This window comes from Marinobacter sp. 1-3A (assembly GCF_016597775.1).
In the GTDB taxonomy this organism is placed as follows: Bacteria; Pseudomonadota; Gammaproteobacteria; order Pseudomonadales; family Oleiphilaceae; genus Marinobacter; species Marinobacter xiaoshiensis.
Genome location: NZ_VCGZ01000003.1, coordinates 146111 through 171720, shown reverse-complemented (window position 1 = coordinate 171720; position 25610 = coordinate 146111). Strand labels below are relative to the sequence as shown.

Here is a 25610-nt window from a genome sequence, read left to right as displayed (position 1 = left end):
TTTTTCAGTGCCCGTATATCCGCATGGATGTGTTCTGGATTGCGAGGTTGTCCAGAGCAACTGAACCTATCGAGGTGCCGCCTACGAGCACCTGCCCGATGGTTATGTCAGCCTCAAAGGTATTCAGATCAATTGCCAAAGCTGAACTGCCGTTGGCCCGTGCACCGTTGTAGATATCCAAATCCACTTTCGCGCCAAGACGGGTGATAAGCGGGTTGTTTGGATCGAAGTCAGCGCCGGTCACGCGCATATCACGAATGCCAAGAGCCAGAAACGGGATATCGACATCCAGGTCGTCTATGGCAAACATGGTTTGCACGTTCATCTTGTCGGTTGCTGTGTCGATGCGAATTCTCAGCTCCGTCAGGATGCCGTCCATGGCAAAGTTGTTGGCCAGCAGGGTGGAATCAGTGTGTCCCTGTAGTGACCATTCGCCAGTGGTTACAGAGAAATCGATCGGCGCAGCAACCAATGGGAATACGTTGATGAGCGCGTCACCATCATCTGCAATGTCAATTTCTACCTTGATGTTGTCAATCAGGGTGCTGGACTGGCCAAACAACAGATTCCGGATTCCGGGATCTGTAAATTCAGCAAACATGTCTGTGCGATCAGCACCGCCAATGAAAATGTCTTTTACGGACAGTGAGCCTTCATCCGTATAGCGAAACTCTCCAATATTGACCTGGGTTTCCAGCTCAATGGTGACACCGGCCTGGCCGGTGATGTTACCCATGTGGGTGTCTTCAAGGGGCTTTAATTCCGCGTGCGCCGCGAGCGACAGACTTGAAATTGCCAGCACCAGTACTGATTTCTTCAGGCTTTTCATAATTATTCCTTTTTTGCTTTTGTTATGTAGGTCAGCCGGTTTTTATGCCGGCTGACCTGTTGGGGCTTTGTTCAATCAGCCCTCTTTTCCTTACAGTTCCGGAGTCAACGTCAAGTCGATGGTGTTGCCGGAACCAGTCAGGAACTGGTTAAGAACGCTTGTCAGAAGACCACAGTTTTCCAGTGGTGGCAGGTCATAAACGCCGCTTACTTCACCGCCAGTTGCAGGCGAGAAGTTAGAGCCATCTTTGGACGTCAAGGTGATATCCACAGGCTGGATTGACTGGCACTGATCGCCGCCACCAACTTTGATGGGAAGGCCGAACAGTTTTAGTTGAACCTTGGGCACCTTGATAAACAGGTGGGAGTTGGCGGTCAGCTTGCCGTTTACCAGGCTGCCAGTGGTCATTTCAGACTGCTGGAACTCTACGTTGGCTGTCGCTTTCAGGCGACTGAACAGAAGTTTGATTGAGAAGTGACCAACAGTGGGGTCAACGTTCAGATCGGCTTCGAAGGTACCGCTAGCCAATTCCAGAAGTGTTGCGATGCTGCCGGTCAAAGGCAGGCTGCTGTCTGAGGATTTAATGTAGGTAGAACCTGCAAGGCTCAATAACAGCTCGAGTTCATTCGTAGGTGCTTCATAGCCTTCAGCGGTCAGGGCCACTGAGACCTCCGCGTTTTCAGGATCGCTGGAAGAAATCACCAGCTGTGCATTGCGCACGCCTGCGGAAGCGGCTGTGAAGCCAACATCGATGGCGCAGGTCTGTGCAGGTGCGACCGTGGTGCAGTTATTGGTCTGCAGGAACTCGCTAGCGTCTTGGCCTGCAACGTTGATGCTGTTGATAAGGAGGGTGTCGGTGCCGTTGTTGGAGATGGTGACCTGAGCAGATTTGCTCTGGCCCAGCTGAATCCGGCCAAGATCTACAGAACCGGGTGTTACAGCAATTTCAGGAACCGGTGCAAGAACACTGCGGCCAGTCAGTGCAACGTCGACAGAACTGTTGTCCGCGTCGGTTGAGTTAATGGTCAGAGTTGCACTCTGTGGGCCTTCGCCGTCTGGAATATAGGTAACGTTTACGTTACAGCTTGCACCGGCTGCGATGGTATTACAGCTGTTGCTTTGCATGAATGCACTGGCGTTTGTACCAGCAATCGAGATGCTGTTGATGCCCAGTGCGGCATTACCAGTATTGCTCAGTGTAACGGTTTCATCTTTTGTAAGACCCGCCTGCACGTTGCCAAAGGCTACGTCGGTGCGATTTACGGCAAGGCGTGGTGTTTCGACAGTGTCATTTTCCACGGTCACTGTTTGCAGCAGGTTGTCCTGACCTGCCAGCAGGGTACAGTTTGTTGTGATTTCGCCAATTGGAGCCGGTGCAATGTCACCGCTGGCGGTGCGAGCCACCAGATTCAGCGTGAGGCCGCCAACGCGGATTTCCGCGTTACCAACGTCCTGGTCGGTAAAGGTGAATTCCGGAGCTTGGCCATTGGCCGGAACAGTGAATGGGCCGGATGCTGACGGGATGGGGCTTGGGGGAATTGTCAGAGTGACAGTTTGCTCGACCGTGCGACCAGCGGTAATAATCTGATTGGTATTTACCGCTGTGCCTTCAACGGTTTCTGAACCAACCAGTTTGAGACCGGTGCGGGAATCTTCGTTTACCAGTGTCATTGCCGTTACCGCAAAGGCGGGCAAAGGAGTGCCCACGACTGCGTTTGTTGGAATATCGGCGGTGATTTCGGCACTGATGGGCTGTTCGCCTATGAGTGGAAATGGGCAGCTGAATTGGAGATTTGTGGAGACCGGGGCAGCGATAGCGCTCCCGGCGCCGGACATTAATGCCGCAGCCGCCAGGGCGGGTGCAAGCACGCGACCGCGGGGGATGGAGTTCCTGAGTTTCATGAGTTCGTCCTCTGTAAAGCATCGTTGTTATAGGAGGGCGCGCAGACTGCACCGACTAAGGACTGCTCGATCGGACATGCAAAATACCCTTTTGCCACGCGTTTAAACGCAAGTGTGCCCGAGTATTAGGCCTTTGAAGGTGGCCAGGGGTCATTGCCGTTCCCGGCATGGTCTTTGTTCAAAGCGGAGAGAAGGTGCGGAGAATGTTGAAACCGTGACCGGCTTCAAATTGCTCCGGTCACGTCTTTTTTGTCAGGGGTCAGGTTGTTTTACGGGATTGTTTTCGCACGTCGCCGGGAGTCTTGCCAGTCCAGGCGCGGTAGGCCTTGGTAAAACTTGCCTGATCGCTGAACCCGAGTTTTTCGGCAATGGATTCCAATGGCACATTGGTGTCGTTCAGATAAAGAGTTGCGAAGTTTTCACGAATTTCATTTCTGACTTCACGAAACGACGTACCTGCACTGGCAAGATGTTGGCGCAAGGTGCGAGTGCTGATATCCAGGCGCCGGGCAATGTTTGCGGTGGTGCAGGATCGGCCTGGCTGGCTCATAACCATGTCTCGAACCTGCATCAGTGTTTCATCAGCCAGCCCGGCTTTTTCTTCTTTGGCGTTGCGACTGCGAGCAAGCAGAAACCTCAGGCTGACAGTGTCCTTTTGGGTAGGCTGTCCCTTCAGCGCCATGGAAATCTGGTTATATGGCGCATCAAAGTGGAACTCGCCGTCTGGCGCGAGTGATTGCCATGAGCTGGTGTCGCGGTTAGAGGAAAAAGCAAACTGGAAATTGAAATGATCGCAGACTTCTGCAGATACGCGATGAATGCTGCCCATGTACATTTTCGTGACGCAGGGAGCCAGCTCACCAAGCCCCCAGGTATCGAGCAGTCGGATGTGGAAGGTTGATCCGGTAGAGTGCAGCTCCATGTCCATAAGCGGGAGCCCCACCCGGAGATATTGCACGATCATACTGATGAGCTGCCGGGGGTTGTCTTGGCCAAGCACTGCAAAGCCAAGCAGACCATGGCTTGGCAGATCCAACTGTTGCCCAAACTGGAAAGCCGCCCGTTCATCGTTCATCAGCCAGTCGGCTTTTTGCAGTGCTGACGTTATCTGCTGCATGCTTATGCTCGCGTCCGGATCATTGAGCATGGAGTCGGTTATGCTGGTGTCGCTGAGAAGGACCGCCCGCTTTACCCCTCGTCGCTCCATGAATTCCATGAAACGACGAGCATAGCGTGCAGAAATCAGTGGCACCTGAAGAGCCATACTATTTGAAATGTCCATATTCCTGTCCCTGGGGCGAGCATAGCCCTTAACATCGTCATGATTTACGATTGTTATTAGTTTCGAAAATCCGTTACTGCAGGGTTTCCTTGGCTGGCAGTATAGGCGTGCGGCGCTGGCGGTATTTTGGGGCTCTGTCACGAAATGGCCATCATGGCCGGAAATGACAATGAAACATTTGTCAGGTTTGAGCTTACTGAGTTGGGGTGCATTTGCAGAAAATGACGGTGGTATCCGAGGGGAATTCGAAAGTCAGTCCGGGCGTAAATGCTACATGCACGGTTTGTGAGAAGGCCTTGTTGGCGCGGTTCAGGGTTGTGGCGGGCAAGGAATATCTGCGTTGTCCATATTGCAAGGCAACCCTTATGGCCCAGGTAAACTGGCTTGCGCCGGAAGAAGAGCGTGCCGTTTATAACCTTCACAACAACGATCCGGATGACACAGGGTACCGGTCTTTTCTTGAAAAACTTGCCCTGCCCATGCTTGCTTGCATCCAGCCAGGGGCTTGCGGTTTGGATTTCGGCTGTGGTCCGGGCCCTGCGCTTGCAGAAATGATGCGGGAGGCGGGTATGGGTGTGGAGCTCTACGATCCATTTTTCTACCCAGCCGAATCAGTCCTCAGCCGTCAGTATGATTTCATTACCTGCACAGAAGTTGTGGAGCATTTACATTACCCCGCCAAGGTGTTCAGCCAACTGAATGGATTGTTAAAGCCTGGGGGCTGGTTGGGCATAATGACCTGCTTTCAGACCAGTGATGACCAATTTGACCGGTGGCATTATCGGAGGGACCCCACGCACGTTGTATTCTATCGGGAAGCCACCTTAAACGTTATTGCTCAGCGTATGGGGTGGGCTATGACGGTGCCGTGCAAGGATGTGGTGCTGTTCTATAAACCGCTATAGATACCGGGGGCACCTTGCCCCCGGTGGGTTTTCTGTTTTTAAAGCCATGTAAGCCCCACGCTGATGATCACGCCCGTGATGACCAGTAACATCAGGCAATATCCCATGATGTCTTTCGCCTTGAGCCCGAAAATTGCCAGTACAGGCAGAGCCCGGAAGGGTTGCAGGAGGTTGGTCCAGGCATCCGCCGGAGGGAACAAAAAATGTTCACCAGACCGGCGCTGATTTGGCCTTCAAACACCATGGTAGCTCTGTTGAGAATGCTGTATCTCCTTGTTATTGTTGATTTTGATATGCACCAGCTTAGATGGAAGCAAGATAAAAACCAAACCTGATGGCATAAGCAGAAGGCATAGGGAGACGTTCGGTAACGAAGGTGCCGGGCAGAGAGGTTGATTTAAAAAGTAGACAGCCCGGTGGCTTCCATCAAGCGGTAGCGCCAGTAGCGTAGGCGGGAGTTATCAGCCCAGCGCTCATAGGGCAGACTAAGTACCGGATCACTACCTGGGCCCGATTGCCACTGAGTTTCAAAGAAGCCAGCGGCTTTCGTAGCCACTTCCGAATCTGCTGGTACGGCTACCCAGGCATTGGTTTCCAGGTTTAGGTCATCAAGATTGCGCCGGGTAAAGTTGGCGGAACCCAGAAGAAGTTCGGTGGAGCCTGCCAAGGGGCGGAGCATTAATAATTTGCTGTGACACTGCTCCCCAAAGGTGTTGCACCAGCGCACAGGGATGCCGGCTTTGTGAAGTTCCAGGGCAACCTGGCGGTTCGGTATGCCACTCTTCTGATGGCCGAATGCTTCGTTATTGGCATCGAGAAGCACCCGCACCTGTACACCACGATCATGCGCGTCAAGCAGGGCAGTGACTATTCCACGATGCGAGAGGTAGAAGAAGGCGAGGTCCAGGCGGCTGCCGCTTTGGGCCCTGGCGATCATTTCGAGCGCGGTATCCCGAATGGCCGATTCTGTTTTGATTGCAACGGAGCCAGTCGCACTATCAGCCGACTCAGCCGTCGATAGTTGTGAACTTGTCCGGCTAATCAGTGCGTCCAGTACTGGGTTGTACTGAGATGCCATGGCCAGAACCGCCTGCTCACTTTTCAGAACATCAGCAACCGCAGGGCCAGTAAAGCTAATGGCAATGTTGCTGTGCCGGCTACTGCCATCATGAGGGTTGGCAGATGTTATCAGGGCGCGTAGCTTATCCCCTTCATCAGTAACCAGAACCTTGCGGTGGTTTGCTTTGAAGTTGGGCAAGGCAAGGTAGCTGCGAACAGTAACTGGCTGTGTGCCCAAGGCATTTGGCAGCCAGCCACCTTCAGAGTTGTTGCCAAACCACTGACAGCAGACCCGCCAGATGGCAGACCATGCTGGATTGCTGTCGCGAAGCGGCCGCAAGTTGGTTTCTGTTACGGAAATGCCAGCCTGCCGAAGCGCCTGAAACCAGGGTGACTCTGAGCCACCGTAAAGGGTGTTCAGGGGGTCAGAGATAACAATAATCTCCAGCTCCGGCAGTTTTGTCTTCCGGTTGATCAGGGCATGGGTTAGCTGCTCGGAAAGGTGACGGTGCTCCACGCCTTCAGGGCTGCTGCTGTTGAAAAGAAACATGTCGACCAGAATGAAGGACTGGGCCTGGCCGATGAGACGCAGGATTTCGTCAAATATTTCGTGGTCGCGGGTTTCTGAGCCATTGTTGTGATGATTGGTCGAATCCTTTAGCAGGATTGCGTCATTGAGAGGGTGTGTGTCGCCATTATGGCTGATACCGGGAGGCAGGGGTTTGTAAGAATGAAACAAACCCACACCCACCAGTGTCAGAACTACGAATGCGAGCAATACCTTCAATGCCATAAGCAGCCCGGTGCAGATTTAACCTGCGTGGTTGTGTTTTACCAATCTAGAGAAGCGCTCCAGCAGCCCAGAGGCTTCCGGTGCCTCTTCAACCGAGTTAATCATGGCTTGTGGGTCAAGCCCTTCCTGCTCCAAAGCGGGCGCTTGAACGGTGAGGTAGGCTTTCATCACAGCACTGGAAAACTCCGGATGAAACTGCACGCCCCAGGCGCGCTCGCCAAACCGAAAAGCCTGATGCGGCTCAAACTCATTGCGGCCCAGTAAAACAGCGCCTGGGGGCAGGCTCAGTACCGACTGCATGTGAGTGAGTTGTGCACTGAATACTCTTGGCATGTCGCGGAACAGAGGATCATCCTGGGCGCTGGCAAGCAGTTCGACCCTTCTGGTTCCACTTTCGCGGCCTTCTGGGTGGTAGCCTACTTCACCGCCCAGGGCATGGGCGAGAAGCTGGTGTCCGTAACATACGCCCAGCATGGGGATGTTCATATCAACCACCCGTAACACCCATTGAGCAGCTCGTTCGCTCCAGGGTTCGCGATCGCTGACCATGGCGGGTGAACCTGTTACTACGATGCCATCCCAATCGGCTGGATCGCTCGGTAGCTCATCAGCCTGAGCATTAAATACGGTAACGTCAAGATCAGGCGATAACCCGCGCAGGAACCATTGCTCAAAGTCACCGAACTGCTCTTCGATGGATGGGTAGGTGCTACCGGTTTTGAGAATGGCCACTCGTGGCTTTGGCTGGCTCACTGTTCTGGCAATTCTGCGTTGTGGAATATGTTTTGCACGTCATCCAGTTCGTTCAGCATATCGCAAAACTTCTCGAACAACGGGATATCATCGCCTTCCACTGGTGTGGTGGTTTTAGGCAGGAACTGAATTTCGTCAACTTCAAAGTCGATATCGGCAAAGGCTTCTGTCAGCGCCTGGCGAGCTTTGGCGTATTCCGTGTTTGGTGTGAATACTGTGATCTGGCCTTCTTCGTTTTCAATGTCGGTAACGTCGACATCGGCTTCCATCAGCGCCTCGAGCACGGCGTCTTCGTCTTCACCTTTGAAAACGAAAATGGCGCAGTGATCGAACATGTGAGCGACGGTGCCGGGCGTACCGATCTTGCATTTGGTTTTGGTGAAGGCCAGTCGAACATCACCAAAAGTGCGGTTCGGGTTGTCGGTCAGGCAGTCAACGATGACCATGCAGTTGCCAGGGCCGTAGCCTTCATAGCGAGCGGTTGAGTAGTCTTCGCCTGCGCCACCCTTGGCTTTATCAATCGCCTTTTCAATAACATGGGAAGGAACCTGATCTTTCTTCGCGCGCTCAATCAGCCCTCGCAGAGACAGGTTGGCCTGGGGGTCTATACCGCCAGACTTGGCCGACATGTAAATTTCGCGCCCGTACTTGCTATACACCTTGGTTTTGGCCGCCGCCGTTTTGGCCATGGATTCTTTGCGGTTTTGATAGGCTCTGCCCATTTTTTGCGCTGCCTCATACTTGCTGGGGAAAAGGTGGGATTTTACGCAAGAATAGCAGTTTGGGACAGGTCTATTTGACGGACCTGTCCCTCAGGTTACCCGTTTGGCGCTTAGATGTAGTCAACAGGGGCACGATAGTTGTCCTGCACCATCAGGTCGATACCACATTCAACATTGCTTACCCAGGTCAGGAAGCGGTCAATCATCGCAGGCCCTTCGAAGCGCTTTCCATGCTGAGGTACGATCATTTCAACGTCCATATCCCGGATCATATTGGCCCAAAGTCGGCAGACCTTGTTTGAAGCAATATAGCGCCGATGGAATCCCATCATGTGAGGAATATGTTGGTCGAAATCCTTTACGGGCAGATGGTCATCGTCTGCGCCCATGGACGCTCCGAGATCGCCTGAAAACAGAATTTTCGAGACGGGATCATAAAACTGCAGGTTCCCTACCGAGTGCATGAAGTGGGCTGGCAGGCACTGCAGGTAGGAATCCCCGAACCTGACGTTGGCGCCCGAATCCGGAATGCTGACAATGCGATCATAAACGCTTCCGCTCAGCTGGTTGGTGACATAGCTGGACACCAGGTGAGGGAGGAACCTTGCCCACAGTTTGGATGTCACAATTTTCGCATTGGTATGGACTATCCAGCGGTCGATGGCGCCAATTATGTCTGGGTCCTGGTGAGATGCGAACACAAAATCCATGTCCTTTATGTTCATAAACTTGGAGGCCGCGACCGCAAGGGGTGTGTAGGTAAGGTCGCCGCCCGGATCAATCAGGGCCTCGTGTTTGCCATCGACTAGCAGGAACTGATTGGACTGGACACCTTCTCCGGTGACCAGGGAATCAAACATCAGGCACTTATGATGCCCGTTATCGAACAGGACAATCGGCTCGTTCGCCATCTTGATCTCCGCAGTAAAGGAAGGCCGGCTATATCGCCGGATATTGCAAGTTGCGCGGAGAGTACAAAATTGATGGATAACAACAATTGCCTCAGGTCAATTATCTGATATCCATCAAGTAACGATTTGTTTCGCTTGAATAAAGCGGCTCAGGCCAGCCTTGGTACCTTCTTCATGCCGCGGCGTATGGCATTCTCCAGACCAGCGCTAAGCAGTTTGCCTGTGTAGGGAACGCGGTCTTCAAAGGTAATCCGGTAGCGCACGCGGGTGTAACCTTCCGGCGTATCCTCAAAGCGAATCCGGCCCAGGTGATTGCGAATCGGGCTCATGCTGGTGATTGTGTATTCAATCAGTATGTCCGGTTCGAAGCTGGTGACGGTTTCTTCCAGGCCAAGAGGGCCAATGCCAACCTTACGCACAGAACCCAAGCCGTTAGGGTCGGCCTGGCCGCTGTTTTTGATGCGCTTTACGGGTGCGCCCAGTAGCTTTCCGAAGCTTTGGTGGTCGGCAAACAGGGCAAACACCCTGCTGCGGGGTACATTGAAGGTTTCATCAATTTCAAATGTATGCGTAGCCATTTCGTGTGCTCTTTATTGTGTCTTTGTTCCGAAGACTAGTGGTTTCGTTACTCCAACAAAAGTCGTAGATGGCGGCAAGGCAGTAACTGGCCTGTTGTGCCGTGCCAATTCATTGTTAGTGCCTTGGTGTATGCCTGTAGTCTCTGGGCGATTGCCCCATTACTTTCTTGAACAGTCGGGAGAAATAATAAGCATCGTCATAGCCCAGGCGATGGCTTATTTCGGCAAAACTCAGGTTTGTGGTGTCCAGCATCTGGCAGGCGCGTTCTACCTTGAGGTGCAAAAAGTGCTGAATGGGAGAGGTTCCGGTCTGCTCTTTGTAGCGAGTGGCGAAGTGCGTGGGAGATAGCCCGGCAAGATCCGCTAGTTGCTCCAGGGTGATGCGCTTGTCCAGATGCTCGTGCATATAGTTGTTGATGGTATCCAGTTCGCTTTTTCGTTCATGGCTTGTTTCATCGATGCTGATGGGGATTGCAGCAAGCAGTTGCCTTAGTCGATTGGCAGCATGAATCAGCCCCTGTGCACGGAAGCCAGTCTGCCGAACGGAGAGCAAGCCATTAAAATCCACTAAGAGCCTGGGTTGGCGCCCCAGATGACGGACAGGTGTTGAATCATCAAACCCCATGTACTTATGGAACTCGTTTGACAGCGGCCCGGTGTAGTGAACCCAGTGGATCGTCCAGGGATTATCCGGATCTGTTGTGTAGCGATGGCTGGCGCCCGCAGGCAGCAAGAGAAGGTCTCCTGCCTCCAGTGTGTAGGGCACACCTTTTACGTTCAGGAATGCCCGGCCATCGGTACAGTAAATCAAAAGATTGTCGCGGTGATTCTCCCGGTGCATGTGGTGTCCCGTGGCTCGGCGGTAATGGCCGAAGGCCAACGGGTAGAGATCACGCGTAAGTGGGTGCTCAGACAAAAGACTGATAATAGAGGCAGGCACCACATAGCGAATGCTGTCTTTGGGCACTGGCCACTGGGAGGTTTGAATCATGATTGTTACTGCTGCTCACCATCTTGTAATCGAAAGATAGTCCATCAAGGTCGAAATTTAGTCAATCACCAAGTGCTGATGGGCGTGCTAAGGTCTATCCATACATAGCCAAAGTGATCCTGATTTTGGCCAGCCTCTCGCACAACAACAAACAGGGATACCGACATGAAAAACGTTCCACTGTACCTTGCTGGTGAATTTGTTCAGAGCCAGACCAACGAATGGATTGATGTGACCAATCCGGCCAATAACGAAGTGATCGCCCGGGTTCCATGCGCAACCGATGCTGAAATGCGTAAGGCAATCGATACGGCTGGCGAGATGTTCAAAACCTGGAAAGAGGTTCCGGTCTCTGAGCGTGCCCGCGTGATGATGCGTTACCAGGCTCTGCTGAAAGAACATCACGACGAAATTGCAGAAATTCTTTCTCAGGAAACCGGTAAAACCTTCGATGATGCCAAAGGTGATGTGTGGCGCGGTATTGAAGTGGTTGAGCATGCGGCCAACATCCCTTCCATGATGATGGGTGAAACCGTTGAAAACGTAGCGCGTACAGTCGATACCCACTCCTGGATCCAGCCACTGGGTGTTTGTGCAGGTATTACGCCGTTCAACTTTCCAGCGATGATCCCACTTTGGATGTTCCCCCTCGCTATCGCCTGCGGCAACACATTTATTCTCAAGCCTTCCGAGCAGGATCCGCTGACTCCGATGCGACTTGCTGAGCTGTTTGAAGAGGCTGGTGCCCCCAGGGGCGTGTTGCAGGTTGTTCATGGCGGTAAGGAACAGGTGGATGTTCTGCTTACTGACCCTGCCATTAAAGCCATATCGTTTGTGGGCTCTGTGCCTGTGGGCCGTTATATCTACGAAACCGGTACCCGCCACATGAAGCGCGTTCAGAGCTTTGCTGGCGCCAAAAATCACATGGTGATCATGCCGGATGCTGATAAACAGCAGGTAATCAATGCTCTGGTTGGCGCCTCTGTAGGTGCAGCTGGTCAGCGTTGCATGGCTATCTCCGTGGCCGTGTTTGTGGGTGAAGCCCAATCCTGGATTCCTGAATTGAAAGAAGCCATGGCGAAGATTCGCCCGGGTGCCTGGAACGACTCCGGTGCCAGCTATGGACCAGTCATTTCCCCCAAGGCAAAAGAGCGTGTTGAAGCACTTATTGCCACGGGTGAGGCCCAGGGTGCGAACCTGCTTCTGGATGGTCGTGGCTGCACTGTAGACGGACTGCCCGATGGCAACTGGGTTGGCCCTACACTGTTTACCGGCGTGACCACCGAAATGGACATCTACAACGAAGAAATCTTCGGCCCTGTGTTGGCCTGCATGGAAGAGGACAGCCTGGAAGACGCCATCGAGCTGATTAACAAGAGCCCATACGGTAATGGTGTATCGATCTTTACTGCCTCCGGCGGCGCGGCCCGTAAGTTTCAGCATGAAATTGAAGTGGGGCAGGTGGGTGTAAATATTCCCATTCCTGTGCCCCTGCCGTTCTTCTCATTCACCGGCTGGAAAGGCTCTTTCTACGGTGATCAGCACGCATACGGCAAGCAGGCCATTCGCTTCTACACTGAGACTAAAACGGTTACCTCCCGTTGGTTCTCCAGTGAGGCAACATCATCTGAGGCGAACTTCTCTATCCAGCTGCGTTAACTGTTTTGAAGGTGGGTTGGTTTGGGTCGGAACGTGTTTCCGGCCCCTTTTTTCATCCCGAGTGAACAAGCACACTTGAGCCAGGTTAATCTGGAGAACGTGCAGAACGCGCAGAACTTGGAGAGAAACGATGAATTTTAACCTCACTGAAGACCAGTTGGCGTTCCGCGAGGCCGCTCGAGCCTTTGCTGAAAAAGCCATGGCACCCCACGCAGCCAAGTGGGATGACGAGCATATTTTCCCGGTAAGCGTTCTGAAAGAAGCTGGCGAAATGGGCTTTATGGGCATTTATACCCCGGAGGCGCTTGGCGGCATGGGCCTTTCCCGGCTGGATACCTCTGTGATTGTTGAAGAACTGGCCTCTGCCTGCCCTTCAACGGCTGCATTTATCACGATTCATAATATGGCGACCTGGATGGTTGCAAGCTTCGCGCCCGATGACCTTAAACAGGAACTGGTTCCGAAGCTAGCCAGCGGGGAGCTACTTGCATCTTACTGCCTGACGGAACCCGGTGCGGGTTCTGACGCAGCCAGTTTGCGCACTAAAGCTGTGCGAGATGGCGATGATTATGTGATCAATGGCAGCAAGATGTTTATCTCCGGTGCCGGTGAAACAGACATTCTGGTGTTGATGGCGCGCACGGGTGCCGCAGATTCAGGCGCCAAGGGTATTTCCACCTTTGTGATCCCGGCCAATGCGGAAGGTATCACCTACGGCAAGAACGAAGAGAAAATGGGCTGGCACAGCCAGCCTACTCGTACCGTTAACCTTGAGAATGTACGTGTTCCGGTAACCAATCGTGTGGGTGAAGAAGGCGACGGGTTCGCCATTGCCATGAAGGGCCTTGATGGTGGCCGGCTCAACATTGCCACTTGCTCCCTCGGTGGTGCACAAGCTGCCTTGGTGAGAGCCCGAAATTATATGCACGAACGGCAACAGTTCGGAAAGCCTTTGGCTGCGTTCCAGGCACTGCAATTCAAACTGGCGGATATGGCAACTAACCTTGTGGCGGCCCGGCAGATGGTGCGCCTTGGTGCATTCAAGCTCGACAGCGGAGACCCCGAAGCTACATTGCACTGTGCCATGGCCAAACGTTTCGCAACCGATGCCTGCTTCGATGTGGTGAATGATGCACTGCAGCTGCATGGGGGTTACGGTTATATACGGGAGTACCCTCTGGAGCGCTTCCTGCGCGACCTGCGTGTGCACCAGATTCTGGAAGGTACCAACGAAATTATGCGTCTGATTATTGCCCGTCGCTTGTTGGATGACGGTGTGGCCGAGGCCATTCAATAAATCGCAAAAATAACAGGAGAAGGATGATGAGCGATCTGATTCAGCTCGAGAAACGCGAACACATTGCAATACTGACCATCAACAATCCACCGGCCAATACCTGGACAGTGGATTCTTTGGCTGCGCTGACAAACATCGTCCGTGAGCTTAATGAGGACAAGAATATTTTTGCATTGGTTCTGACCGGGCAAGGCGAGAAGTTTTTCTCCGCCGGTGCTGACCTGAAAACCTTTGCCGATGGCGATAAGGCCCGAGCTAATGAAATGGCTCAGCTGTTTGGTGAGGCCTTTGCCGTATTGACGGCATTCCGTGGTGTATCCATTGCCGCGATTAACGGTTACGCCATGGGCGGCGGACTTGAGTGCGCCTTGGCGTGCGATATTCGCATTGCCGAAGAACACGCTCAAATGGCATTGCCGGAAGCGACAGTGGGCTTGCTGCCCTGCGCCGGCGGCACCCAGAACCTGCCCTGGATTGTGGGCGAAGGTTGGGCCAAGCGCATGATTCTATGTGGTGAGCGCATCAAGGCCGACAAAGCATTGCAGATTGGCTTGGTTGAAGAAGTTGTGCCCACCGGAAAAGGTCTGGAAAAGGCTCTGGAATTGGCGGAAATGGCCTGTAAGCAGAGCCCGTCTTCCGTTGCCCGCTGCAAAACGCTGGTTATGAGCTCTCGCGATGGCCGCAGCCATTCCGACAGCTGGCGCATGGAGCGTGAACTGTTTGTTGAGCTGTTTTCCACCGAAGACCAGAAAGAAGGCGTGAATGCCTTCCTGGAAAAACGTAAGCCGGAATGGAAAAACCGCTAAAAGCCTTTTAATCCCTGAGGCATAGGGTTCAAGGAATTGTTATGAGTCATCAACAATCTGTAGAAAGTAACCAGCCAGTTGTCTTTGAAGAGCGGAAGGCCGCCGACGGCGCAGTAATTGCTGTGGCCAGGCTGAATACGCCAAAAGCGCTGAACGCACTGTCTCTTGAGATGATCCGGATGCTGACGCCTCAGCTCAAAATCTGGGCTGAGGACGATCGCGTTCGCGCTGTCTGGATTGAAGCTGAAGGCGACAAGGCGTTTTGTGCTGGCGGTGACATTGTGGCGCTCTACCGAAGCATGACCGAGCCCAAGAGTGGCGGAGGTGCCAGCGCGGGAGAGACCTTCTTTACGGAAGAGTATGAGCTGGACTATATGATCCACTCCTATCCCAAGCCGGTTGTATGTTGGGGCCACGGGATTGTTATGGGTGGCGGCATTGGCATCATGGCCGGCGCCTCCCACCGGGTTGTAACAGAAGCCTCCATGCTGGCAATGCCAGAGAGCAGTATCGGCCTCTACCCGGATGTGGCGGCAGGCTGGTTTCTGAACCGCACACCTGGGCGCACAGGCTTGTTTTTGGGGTTAACCGGCGCCCGTATGAATGCCGCTGACGCCATCTTTGTGGGCCTTGCCGACCGCTTTATCAAGCATGAAGTGAAAGCGGCCGTGATCGCGGATCTTACCGCGCACAACTGGCAGGGCGAAGATGCATTTGCTGTCGTGGGCAGTGTGCTTCGAAAGCATGAAAATCAAAGCGCGGATGCCTTGCCGGAATCCCAGGTGAGGGCTCACTTTGATGAGATCAACCGGGTAACCGATGCCGACAACCTGGCCAGGATGGTTGCACAGATGAAAGAGTTGGCAGGCGGTGACGGCTGGTTGGCCAAATCAACCAAGCCTCTGGCGTTTGCATCGCCAACGTCGTTGGCTCTGTGCTGGCAGCACCTGCAAAACTGCCGCCTGGATAGCCTTCGGGAAGTGCTTGATAAGGAGCTCATACTTTCTAAAAACTGCCTGATTAAAGGCGAGTTTGCCGAGGGTGTCCGTGCGCTATTGATCGACAAGGACAGACAGCCCCGCTGGCGTTACGCGTCGCTGGAAGAAATGGACAGCGAGTGGATTGACAGCTTTTTCCAAAAATAGCCTGACCGGCCGCCTGAGTAGTGGCGGCCGACTCAACCGAACACAAAAACAAGGGGATGATTATGGCAACGATTACCTTCATAGGCTTGGGCAACATGGGTGGCCCAATGGCCAGCAACCTTGTGAAAGCCGGGCACGAAGTAACCGTTTTTGATCTGTCAAAAGATGCAGTAGCCGCGCTGGTATCAGAAGGCGCAAAAACGGCAGATACAGCCCACGAAGCGGCCAAAGGAGCTGAGTGCGTGATCACCATGCTACCGGCAGGCAAGCACGTTGAGGCTGTGTATCTGGGTGAAGATGGGTTGCTGGCGGCTCTACCCGAGGGCACGATGGTTATCGACTCATCCACCATCTCGCCAGAAACGGCTCGCGGTGTAGCCGAGCAGGCCGAAAGCAAGCGTATTCCATTCCTCGATGCACCTGTTTCTGGTGGTGTGGGCGGCGCCACAGCGGGTACGCTGACCTTTATCTGCGGCGGCGATGAAGAGACCTTTAATAAGGCAAAGCCGATTTTGGAAGCCATGGGCAAGAACATCTTCCACGCGGGTGATCACGGTGCAGGCCAGGTCGCGAAAATCTGCAACAACATGCTGCTGGCTATCTTGATGGCAGGTACCAGTGAGGCTTTGGCTTTGGGCGTGAAAAACGGATTGGACCCTGCAGTACTTTCTGAAGTCATGAAGCAGAGTTCTGGTGGCAACTGGGCGTTGAACGTATACAACCCCTGGCCAGGGGTGATGGACGGTGTACCCGCGTCCCGTGACTACCAGGGTGGGTTTTTGGTTAACCTGATGAACAAGGATCTTGGTTTGGCCTTCGATAACGCCGTAAAAAATCAGGCGGCTATTCCCATGGGCTCACTCGCCCGCAACCTGTTTACACTCCATGCAGAGCATGGCAACGGAACGCTGGACTTCTCAAGTATCCAGCGCTTTTACAAGCCTGAATAACGCCTGCCGGGGCACGATCTTCCGTGCCCCAAAACCTCACCTGAGTTGATTCCCTCCCGAGTTTTGCCTCTATACATTGGTATTAAAGTGTTGAGCAAGGTAACTATAAGTAGGACAATGAATCCGCTTAATGGTGGATCGGTAGCGAGCAACGCGTAGCCGGTTTGTGATCACGGCTGAAGGCTGCTTTACCTATGCTGACGAACACTTTTGTACTCTATTTGTCGACCGTGTTGATTTGGGGTTCGACGTTTATAGCGATCCCTCTGCAACTGGGTGAAGTGCCTGGTGATGTGTCCATTGCCTATCGGTTTGGGCTGTCTGCGCTGGTGCTGATGCTTTGGTGCAGCCTGACTCAACGCAATATGCGATTTGGCTTCCGGGAGCATCTCTGGATGGCGGGTCAGGGGCTGATGCTCTTCGGCTTCAATTACATGCTGGTTTATCAGGCAGCTGCAGATATCACCAGTGGATTGATTGCTGTGGTATTCTCCACAATCATTGTGATGAATATCATCAACGGCGCTCTGTTCTTCGGCAATCGAGTGCCCCGCGCAGTGATTGGGGGCGCAGCGCTTGGGCTTGTGGGAATTATCCTGGTGTTTTTGCCGGAGGTTCGCGCGCTGGACGCCGATGGCGCCACCTTGAGGGCCATTATCCTGAGCTTGGCAGGCACCTTCATCACATCCTTCGGCAACATGATTTCGGCTCGCAACCAGTCATCGAAACTGCCTGTCATGCAAACCAACGCCTATAGCATGGCTTACGGCGCTCTTTTGCTGGCGCTCATTGCGTGGGGTAGAGGTGAGGCGTTCGTTTTCGAAGCAACCTGGAGCTACACCGGCTCGTTGGTCTACCTGGCTTTGATAGGCTCAGTCCTCGGTTTTGGCAGTTTCCTTACATTGCTCGGGCGGATAGGGCCTGAACGTGCAGCCTACTGCATGGTGCTTTTCCCAATCGTCGCGCTTGCGCTCTCAACGGTATTCGAGAGTTACATCTGGACAATTGAGGCAGTAGCCGGCGTGTCTCTGGTGCTTGCGGGTAACCTGTTGGTCATTTTGCCCAAAGAAAAGCTGCAACGGGTCTGGCGAATGTTCCGGCCAGTAGCTGCCAGCCCCGCTGAGTAGGCGTGTTGCGGAAGTAGTGATTGGTACGAGGTATGAGTGGCGTAGCGTTACGTCTATAATGGCCGCCCTGAATGGCGCGCACTCTATAGTCCAGGCGCGCCGAAATCTCTAAACCGAGTACCCTCGCAATGGAAATTAATGTCAATTATCTCGACAACCTCCGAGTTGAAGCCAAGTTTGATGACTTCTCGGTGATTGCCGACCAGCCCGTTCGCTATAAAGGCGATGGCTCGGCACCTGGCCCTTTTGACTACTTTCTGGCTTCATCCGCCCTGTGCGCCGCTTATTTTGTGAAGGTGTACTGCCTGGCGAGGGATATTCCAACCGATAACATCCGCCTTTCCCAGAACAACATTGTTGATCCGGAAAACCGCTACAAACAAATCTTCAAGATTCAGGTTGAGCTGCCTGACGATCTGCCCGAGAAGCATCGCCAGGGCATTGTGCGGTCCATTGATCGTTGCACGGTCAAAAAAGTGGTGCAAACCGGCCCCGACTTCCAGATTGAAATCGTTGATAACCTCGATGAAGATGCTCAGGCATTATTGACGATCAAGCCAGAGGGGGGCTCCGATACCTATATTGAGGGTAAAGATCTGCCGCTGGAGCAAACCATTGCCAACATGAGCGGCATTCTTGCCGGTCTCGGCATGAAGATTGAAATTGCCTCCTGGCGCAACATCGTGCCCCACGTGTGGTCACTGCACATGCGTGATGCGGCTTCGCCAATGTGCTTCACCAACGGCAAGGGTTCCACCAAAGAAAGCGCTCTGTGCTCAGCGCTGGGCGAATTTGTTGAGCGCCTGAACTGCAACTTCTTCTACAACGATCAGTTTTTTGGTGAGGAAATAGCCAACAGCGAGTTCGTGCATTACCCGAGAGAGCGCTGGTTCAAGCCTGGGCCTGACGACGAATTACCAGAAGGCATTCTGGACGAGCATTGCCTCGCCATTTATAACCCGGATGGCGAACTGCGTGGTTCCAATCTGATCGATACAAACTCTGGCAATGTGGAGCGGGGAATATGTGCTCTGCCATACGTGCGCCACTCCGACGGCGTCCCCGTCTACTTCCCGAGTAACCTCATTGAAAATCTGTTTCTGAGCAATGGCATGAGTGCCGGGAACACCTTGGCAGAGGCGCAGGTGCAGTGCTTGTCGGAAATCCTTGAGCGGGCAGTGAAAAAGCAGATCATCCAGGAAGAAATTGCACTGCCGGATGTGCCGATGCACGTTCTGGAAAAGTACCCGGATATTCTTGAAGGCGTGCGGGCGCTGGAAGCCCAGGGCTTTCCCATACTGGTGAAAGACGCCTCCCTTGGCGGGCAGTTCCCTGTGGCCTGCGTAACCCTCATGAACCCGAAAACCGGTGGTGTGTTTGCCTCGTTTGGCGCGCACCCCACCATGAAGGTTGCGCTGGAGCGCAGCCTGACCGAGTTGATGCAGGGCCGCAGCTTTGAAGGGTTGAACGATTTCCTTCCTCCAACCTTCAACAGCTTGGCCATCACCGAACCCAACAATTACGTTGAACACTTTATCGATTCAAGTGGTGTAGTGTCCTGGCGATTCTTTAGCGCCAAAGCGGATGTTGAGTTTCATGAGTGGGACTTCTCCGGCACCACCGAAGAAGAGGCCGCCTGCCTGTTCGGTATTATTGAAGACATGGGTCACGAAGTGTACACCGCGATTTATGACGAGTTGGGCGCCCCGGTTTGCAGAATGCTTGTGCCCGGCTACTCCGAGGTTTACCAGGTAGAAGATCTGATCTGGGACAACACCAACCGGGCACTGGACTATCGCGAAGATATTCTCAATCTGCACATCCTGAGCGACGAGCAACTTGCCGCTTTGGTTGAACGCCTCGACGACAGCCAGATTGATGATTACACAGACATTATTACCCTCATCGGCATAGAGTTTGATGAAAATACCGTGTGGGGCCAGCTCACCATTCTGGAATTGAAGCTGCTGATCAATCTGGCGCTTAAGCAATACGAAGACGCCCTTGAAAGGGTGGAGATGTTCCTGCAATACAACGACAACACTGTGGAGCGTGGGCTGTTCTATCAAGCCATGTGCGCAGTGCTGGAAGTCACTCTGGATGAAGAGCTTGAGCTAAGCGATTACCTGTTTAACTTCCGACGTATGTTTGGGGAAGAGACCATGGACGCCGTAGTTGGCTCAGTGGATGGCAGCGTTCGCTTCTATGGCCTGACCCCGACCAATATGCAGTTGGAAGGTCTGGATAGGCACCTGCGGCTGATCGAAAGCTACAAGAAGCTGCACGCAGCACGGGCTGCCAAGGCAGGTATCGAGTTGTCGTATAAGAGTGCTTGACGTTCATAATACCTGTAGTCACAACTCTTTCAGTTCTTGGGGCTCGTTACGGCTTACGTGATGAGCTTCCCACGCAAATTTTCAAACGGTACAGGATTAGTAAACATGGCAGACAAGATTAGAGTAGCCATTGCCGGGTACGGCAATCTGGGTAGGGGTGTGGAAGCTGCGTTGGCGCAGAATCCGGATATGCAGTTGGTGGGTGTGTTCAGCCGCCGCGACCCTGCCAGTGTGGCTCTTCTGGACAGCAAAGTGCCGGTTTATGCCATGGCAGATATTGAGCAGTACCAGAACGACATTGATGTAATGATCCTTTGCGGTGGCTCGAAAACTGATCTGCCGGAGCAAGGCCCTTATCTGGCACAGTTCTTCAATACCGTCGACAGCTTTGATACCCACGCCAAAGTGAACGAATACCACGCGGCATTGGATGAACCTGCACGCAAAGCCGGTAAGGTTGCATTGATGTCTGTGGGTTGGGACCCCGGCCTGTTCTCACTCAACCGCCTGTTCGGTGAAACCATTTTGCCGGAAGGCGAGACCTATACCTTCTGGGGCAAAGGCTTGAGTCAGGGACATTCCGACGCAGTGCGCCGTGTGGATGGGGTGAAAAAAGGTGTGCAATACACCCTTCCATCTCAGGGCGCCATTGCGCGGGTTCGCAACGGTGAACAGCCTGAACTGACCACCCGGGAAAAACATGTGCGCGAGTGCTTTATTGTTCTGGAAGAGGGTGCAGATGCAGACACAGTGCGAAACAGCATTGTGACCATGCCGGACTATTTCGAGCCTTTCGATACCACGGTTAACTTCATTGATGAGGCGACCTTCGCGGCGGAACACAGTGCCATGCCTCACGGGGGCTTCGTGATTCGCAGTGGCGAAACCGGTACCCAGAGCAAGCAAACCATCGAGTATTCACTGGCGCTTGGTAGCAACCCTGAGTTCACAGCCAGTGTGTTGGTAGCCTACACCCGAGCTGTTCATAAGATGGCCAGCGCCGGCGAAGTGGGTGCCAGATCGGTATTGGATGTTGCTCCGGGTTTGCTGTCACCCAAGAGCCCATCACAGCTACGCAAAGACTTGCTCTGATAGAGTAGCGCCAACAACTTGTGGGAATAACTGCCATGTCTGATCCTGGTATTAGCTGCTCAAATTGCCAGGCCTGCTGTTGTCGCCTGGAAGTGATGCTGATTACCGAGACAGGTGTGCCAGAGCGCTTTATTGAAACCGATCAGTGGGGCGGTAGAACCATGGCGCGGTTGGATGACGGCTGGTGCGCGGCGTTGGATCGCACCACCATGTCGTGTTCGATATACGAGAAACGACCGTTTATTTGCAGAGAATTTGAAATGGGCGGCTACGAGTGTATCGAGGAACGCGCCGCCAATGAACCAGTAGGACAGAGTCTCAGTCTTTAGTGTCTGGTTGGGGCTCTTTATCCTGGGCGACTCTCACCCGTATTTTGTTCGACCCAAGACGGGTTTCATCCAGGCGCGCCTTGGCCATCTTGGCTTCTTTCGCATGGGGCATTTCCACAAAGCCAAAGCCTTTTGATTTTCCAGTCTCTTTATCTAATACCAGGGTGCATTCAGTAACAGTGCCATGAGCAGAAAACAGCTCGTGGATTTCCTGTTCTGTGGTTGTGCGGGCGAGGTTACGAACTAAAAGTTTCATGATGGGCCATTCGAAAAGTAGGTATGAGCGGGATGTATCCGTAGGCGGCTCAGAGTACTTGGTGTATGCAGTACAGTTTCAAGCCGTGAGCCGTAGAACCCAGTATAGCCTTTAATATGTACAAGCGGATAATGGCGTTCTTGTTTAAACACACGTTTTCCAGGATTTGTAACTATGTATTATGCGTTTCCGCTGCTCGCAGTTATTTTTTGGGCGGGAAATACCGTAGTTAACAAACTGGCTGTGGGGGTAATTTTCCCTGCAGAAATTGGCTTTTATCGCTGGCTGTTCGCCGCCGTCATCCTAACGCCTGTGTTGTTGAGGCCAACGCTGCGATCCTAGCCGGTTGTGAAGGAAAACCTGGGCAAAATTTTTGTGTTGGGTGTTTTAGGTATGGCGATTTATCAAAGCCTTGCCTATTTTGCCGCGCCTAAAACCTCTGCGACCAATATGGGCATTGTATTGGCACTCATGCCTTTGATGTCCCTTATTCTGGCTATCCTCGCATTGGGCCACCGCCTTACATTGGGAGCCGTGGTCGGGTCGCTGTTGTCTTTTTTTGGCGTATTGATTGTAATCACCTCCGGGGATTTGACAGCGATTGCCCAGCAGGGGATCAATGGCGGCGACGGAATGATGCTGGTGGCCGTAGCTGCCTACGCCATATACAGCACTTTGCTGAAAAAATGGCAGATACCCCTGCCTGCAATGCAGCTGTTGTATGCACAGGTGCTAGTGGCGGTGGTGGTTCTGTTTCCGCTGTTTGCGGTGCTGCCACAAACCGGGCTGAACAGTGATAACTTGCCACTGGTCTTGTTCGCCTGTGTGTTTGCATCTATTGGTGCACCCTTGGCATGGATGACCGGCATCAAGCACCTGGGCCCCAGCCGGACTTCCGTGTTCTTCAACCTCATTCCCATTTTAACAGCGCTGATTGCCTCGGTGATGCTGAGCGAAACACTGGGTTCGCACCACTTTATTGGTGGTGGGCTGACCTTGTTCGGCGTGCTCATGTCTGAGTGGTGGACCCGGCCTTTCCGGGCGAAAGCACAGGCGCACGGCTCGGCCTGATCCTTTGCTTGATTAGAACTGGTGCGCTTTTGAAGCAGCGAGAGTTTGATTAACCGCCGCTTTTACGACAGAATCCCTGCCCGGACTCATACAGAACCATACCTTCAAGGATTGAAGATATGCCCCAGGCAAGCGGACTGCAGTTTACCGCCCGTGTTGGCGAACTCCCCTCTGATCTATTTTCCGTTGTCGGCTTTACGCTGACCGAGCGGCTATCCGAGCTATTTCATGGCTGCCTTGAACTGGCCAGCACCAACCCGGACATAGATGCATCCGAAGTTCTGGAGCAGCAAGTGGATCTGGTGGTTTGGGAAGACGGTATGCCCCTTCGCCGCTTCACCGGCGTAGTCAACGAATTTGCCCGAGGCGATTCTGGCCACCGTCGCACTCGCTACGAGATTGTTATCCAGCCGCCGGTGTGGCGCTTGGGGCTGATGCACAACAGCCGCATCTTCCAGACTCAAACCACAGACACCATTGTGCGCACCCTGCTGGAAGAGCGGGGCATCGTAGATACCGTATTTGATCTCAAACGTGCCCCCCAGGAACGGGAGTACTGCGTACAGCACCGGGAAAGCGACCTGGCCTTTATCGAACGGCTGGCTGCAGAAGAAGGCTGGCACTACCGCTACCAGCACGGCAGCGTGGATGGCAGCGAACAACCCGGTTTGATTCTTGCCGACCACCATGGCGATGCACCAAAACTTGAACCCGCTGAATACAATGGCAAAGCCGGCGGCAGCACCCAACAACCTGCGGTATTCCGCTTCCGCTACGAAGAACGGGTTCGCGCGGCTTCTGTAGTCACCAAGGATTACACCTTCAAAAACCCCGCCTACGCCCTGATGCACGAACACAGTGCCGCCAGTGCCAACCAGCGGCAGGATTACCAGCACTTTGATTACCCCGGCCGCTTCAAAGCCGACGCCAGTGGCCAGCCGTTTACCGAAGCGAAACTGGATGCCCTCAGAAACGACGCCAGCACCGCCAACGGCGAAAGTAACCGCCCCGACTTCACCTGCGGTGCCAAAACCGAGCTCACCGAACACGACAACCCCAAACTGAATCGGGACTGGCTACTGACCGCCGTCACACACACCGGCAAACAGCCCCAGGCCATGGAAGAAGAGGGTGGCTCCGAACCCACTAGCTACCACAACACCTTCAGCGCCGTACCCGCCGACAAAACCTGGCGGCCGAACAATGCTCATCGCCCTCTCATGGACGGCCCACAAATCGCCATAGTGACCGGCCCCGAAGGCGAAGAAATTCACTGCGACGAATTTGGCCGGGTAAAAGTACGCTTCCCCTGGGACAGATACAGCAAGAACGACGAACACAGCAGTGCCTGGCTGCGAGTAAGCCAAGGCTGGGCTGGCGGCCAATATGGCTTTATGGCACTGCCCAGAATCGGCAACGAAGTCATCGTCTCCTTCCTCGACGGCGACCCGGATCAGCCCATCATTACCGGCCGCACGTATCATGCAACGAACACACCGCCCTACGCGCTGCCGGAACACAAAACCCGCACCACCCTGAAAACCCAAACCCACAAAGGTGAGGGTAGCAACGAACTGCGGTTTGAAGACGAGGCCGACAAAGAGCAAATCTACATCCACGCCCAGAAAGACCTGGACTTGCTCACCGAAAACAACCGCACCGAAGTCATTAAAAACGACAGCCACCTGACCGTCCAGAATGATCGCTTCAGCCATGTAAAAGGCAGCAAACATCAAACCATCGACGGCGAAAAACGCGAACAGACCGGCAAAGACCACAGCTTCAGCGTAACCGGCTCCTTGCATCTGAAAGCAGGCACAGCCTGGCTCAGTGATTCCGGCACCGAGTTGCACATTAAGGCAGGTCAGAAAGCGGTGATCGAAGCGGGTGCCGAGATTACCCTCAAAGCGGGTGGCAGCTTTTTGAAGATTGACCCCAGTGGTGTTGCTATCGGTGGGGCGTCTATAAAAATGAACGCTGGCGGTGCGGCGGGTAAGGGGAGTGGGCAGAAGGTGCAGGTGCCGGAAATGCCGGGGTTGGTGACGGCTACAGGTGCAGTTGTTGCCCCTGTAGCTTTGGCAGAAACCAATCAACGAGTGGACGCTGAACCCAAAGCCATAGTGGCTCACCGGCTAAAGCAAGCGCGAATGCAAAGAACCGGTATTGTCGAGCAGTGCCAACAGCAGCCTGATGGTAGCTGCCCACTGGGTAACTGTCCTTGTGGCAAGAATCAGGCTGTATGAGTTCAAGAGAGGGCAGCGTGGCATTGGATAAATTAACGAGCAACACGATCAGATACCTGGTTTTGGAGTCTGGCCAGAGAACTCCAATCACAAAGATGCTTTACGAGCACGCAGAGAATCCGGAGTGGGTTTACCTTTTCGCCGATACAGAGTGGCAACTCTATTTGGCAGAAAGCCCGGTTATCCTGAAAGCTTCCCAGCAAAGCTCCGAATACCAGTGGGCTTTGACTGGTTTGAAAAATGGCCAGTTAAATGGCCTTATTCTGGAATCAGAGGGCAGTTTTGAGTCGATAGCCAAGTGGTTAAGAGCGCGACTGAAGGTGCGTTTTGATGGCCAGCGCCAAGGACTTTTACGATTTTACGATCCGCAGATCTGGCACCAGCTGGCCCCCACCTCAAAACCCGGGATGGATGTGGTTGAGCGTGTAATCTACTGGTTTGGAGAGCCTGAAGGTAAGCGATGGCATACCACGGAATGGCCTGATCCTATAACCATGCTCCCAATGCCGACACTGAGTGACGCTCAGTGGAAGTCATTGAGCTCCGCCAATCTTTGAATGTGAATTTACCGGTA

The 25610-nt window shown here is 53.5% G+C and carries 22 protein-coding genes and 2 pseudogenes; 13 read left to right on the top strand and 11 right to left on the bottom strand.

What is annotated here, in order from left to right; all coding sequences use genetic code 11:
* Window positions 1-4: 4 nt before the first annotated feature.
* From FE848_RS05905 to FE848_RS05895, 3 genes are all read right to left on the bottom strand, one after another.
* Window positions 5-829, bottom strand: coding sequence for a DUF6160 family protein (locus tag FE848_RS05905; RefSeq protein ID WP_200201837.1), 825 nt, complete (start codon window positions 827-829; stop codon window positions 5-7).
* 90 nt (window positions 830-919) lie between these two features.
* A complete protein-coding gene (locus FE848_RS05900; RefSeq protein ID WP_200201836.1) occupies window positions 920-2731 on the bottom strand; it encodes a choice-of-anchor D domain-containing protein in 1812 nt (603 codons plus the stop codon).
* Window positions 2732-2990: 259 nt separating this feature from the next.
* Window positions 2991-4013, bottom strand: a complete 1023-nt coding sequence (locus FE848_RS05895) for a helix-turn-helix domain-containing protein (protein ID WP_200201835.1) — start codon at window positions 4011-4013, stop codon at window positions 2991-2993.
* A gap of 365 nt (window positions 4014-4378) precedes the next feature.
* Between FE848_RS05895 and FE848_RS05890 the strand changes: the two genes are divergently transcribed.
* Window positions 4379-4918: a class I SAM-dependent methyltransferase gene (locus FE848_RS05890; RefSeq protein ID WP_227715188.1), complete on the top strand. Its 540-nt coding sequence runs from the start codon at window positions 4379-4381 to the stop codon at window positions 4916-4918.
* A 38-nt stretch (window positions 4919-4956) separates the two neighbouring features.
* Here the strand turns inward: FE848_RS05890 and FE848_RS05885 are convergent.
* The 7 genes and pseudogenes from FE848_RS05885 to FE848_RS05855 form a co-directional block, all read right to left on the bottom strand.
* Window positions 4957-5103, bottom strand: a pseudogene (locus tag FE848_RS05885) (TIGR00366 family protein); the annotation flags it as partial.
* A 212-nt stretch (window positions 5104-5315) separates the two neighbouring features.
* Entirely contained in the window at window positions 5316-6770 is a 1455-nt protein-coding gene (locus tag FE848_RS05880) for a phospholipase D family protein (protein WP_200201833.1), read from the bottom strand.
* 18 nt (window positions 6771-6788) lie between these two features.
* Window positions 6789-7523 carry a glutamine amidotransferase gene (locus FE848_RS05875; RefSeq protein ID WP_320159506.1) on the bottom strand — a complete coding sequence of 245 codons (735 nt, stop codon included), beginning with the start codon at window positions 7521-7523 and terminating at the stop codon, window positions 6789-6791.
* The gene (locus FE848_RS05870; protein ID WP_200201832.1) at window positions 7520-8245 is read right to left on the bottom strand and encodes a YebC/PmpR family DNA-binding transcriptional regulator; all 726 of its coding nucleotides are present in this window, start codon (window positions 8243-8245) and stop codon (window positions 7520-7522) included. Before FE848_RS05870 ends, FE848_RS05875 begins: the two co-directional genes overlap by 4 nt.
* A gap of 110 nt (window positions 8246-8355) precedes the next feature.
* Window positions 8356-9156, bottom strand: coding sequence for an MBL fold metallo-hydrolase (locus FE848_RS05865; protein WP_200201831.1), 801 nt, complete (start codon window positions 9154-9156; stop codon window positions 8356-8358).
* 149 nt (window positions 9157-9305) lie between these two features.
* Entirely contained in the window at window positions 9306-9734 is a 429-nt protein-coding gene (locus FE848_RS05860) for an SRPBCC family protein (protein ID WP_200201830.1), read from the bottom strand.
* 115 nt (window positions 9735-9849) lie between these two features.
* Window positions 9850-10725 carry an AraC family transcriptional regulator gene (locus tag FE848_RS05855; protein WP_200201829.1) on the bottom strand — a complete coding sequence of 292 codons (876 nt, stop codon included), beginning with the start codon at window positions 10723-10725 and terminating at the stop codon, window positions 9850-9852.
* Between the two features lie 165 nt (window positions 10726-10890).
* On the opposite strand from FE848_RS05855, the gene FE848_RS05850 reads away from it, so the two are divergent.
* The 9 genes from FE848_RS05850 (at window position 10891) to FE848_RS05810 (ending at window position 21466) form a co-directional block, all read left to right on the top strand.
* Window positions 10891-12384, top strand: coding sequence for a CoA-acylating methylmalonate-semialdehyde dehydrogenase (locus FE848_RS05850; protein ID WP_200201828.1), 1494 nt, complete (start codon window positions 10891-10893; stop codon window positions 12382-12384).
* A gap of 130 nt (window positions 12385-12514) precedes the next feature.
* A complete protein-coding gene (locus FE848_RS05845) occupies window positions 12515-13681 on the top strand; it encodes an acyl-CoA dehydrogenase family protein (RefSeq protein ID WP_200201827.1) in 1167 nt (388 codons plus the stop codon).
* Between the two features lie 26 nt (window positions 13682-13707).
* Window positions 13708-14487: an enoyl-CoA hydratase gene (locus tag FE848_RS05840; protein ID WP_200201826.1), complete on the top strand. Its 780-nt coding sequence runs from the start codon at window positions 13708-13710 to the stop codon at window positions 14485-14487.
* Window positions 14488-14528: 41 nt separating this feature from the next.
* Window positions 14529-15632, top strand: a complete 1104-nt coding sequence (locus FE848_RS05835; protein ID WP_200201825.1) for an enoyl-CoA hydratase/isomerase family protein — start codon at window positions 14529-14531, stop codon at window positions 15630-15632.
* A gap of 62 nt (window positions 15633-15694) precedes the next feature.
* Entirely contained in the window at window positions 15695-16582 is an 888-nt protein-coding gene (gene mmsB / locus FE848_RS05830; protein ID WP_200201824.1) for a 3-hydroxyisobutyrate dehydrogenase, read from the top strand.
* 194 nt (window positions 16583-16776) lie between these two features.
* Window positions 16777-17709 carry a DMT family transporter gene (locus FE848_RS05825; protein ID WP_200201823.1) on the top strand — a complete coding sequence of 311 codons (933 nt, stop codon included), beginning with the start codon at window positions 16777-16779 and terminating at the stop codon, window positions 17707-17709.
* Window positions 17710-17837: 128 nt separating this feature from the next.
* Window positions 17838-20045: an OsmC domain/YcaO domain-containing protein gene (locus FE848_RS05820; protein WP_200201822.1), complete on the top strand. Its 2208-nt coding sequence runs from the start codon at window positions 17838-17840 to the stop codon at window positions 20043-20045.
* 105 nt (window positions 20046-20150) lie between these two features.
* Complete coding sequence (locus FE848_RS05815) at window positions 20151-21137, top strand: diaminopimelate dehydrogenase (protein ID WP_200201821.1); 987 nt, start codon at window positions 20151-20153, stop codon at window positions 21135-21137.
* Between the two features lie 35 nt (window positions 21138-21172).
* On the top strand, window positions 21173-21466 hold the full coding sequence (locus FE848_RS05810) for a YkgJ family cysteine cluster protein (protein WP_200201820.1): 294 nt from the start codon (window positions 21173-21175) through the stop codon (window positions 21464-21466).
* On the opposite strand, the gene FE848_RS05805 is transcribed toward FE848_RS05810, so the two are convergent.
* Entirely contained in the window at window positions 21456-21722 is a 267-nt protein-coding gene (locus tag FE848_RS05805; RefSeq protein WP_200201819.1) for an RNA recognition motif domain-containing protein, read from the bottom strand. The two genes, FE848_RS05810 and FE848_RS05805, sit on opposite strands and share 11 nt — an antisense overlap.
* A 174-nt stretch (window positions 21723-21896) precedes the next feature.
* Here FE848_RS05805 and FE848_RS05795 point away from each other — a divergent pair.
* The 3 genes and pseudogenes from FE848_RS05795 (at window position 21897) to FE848_RS05785 (ending at window position 25593) form a co-directional block, all read left to right on the top strand.
* Window positions 21897-22793 (top strand): annotated as a pseudogene (locus FE848_RS05795) (DMT family transporter).
* A gap of 119 nt (window positions 22794-22912) precedes the next feature.
* On the top strand, window positions 22913-25036 hold the full coding sequence (locus FE848_RS05790; protein ID WP_200201816.1) for a type VI secretion system Vgr family protein: 2124 nt from the start codon (window positions 22913-22915) through the stop codon (window positions 25034-25036).
* Entirely contained in the window at window positions 25033-25593 is a 561-nt protein-coding gene (locus FE848_RS05785) for a DUF4123 domain-containing protein (protein ID WP_200201815.1), read from the top strand. The genes FE848_RS05790 and FE848_RS05785 overlap by 4 nt, the downstream gene beginning before the upstream one ends.
* The last annotated feature ends 17 nt before the right edge of the window (window positions 25594-25610 follow it).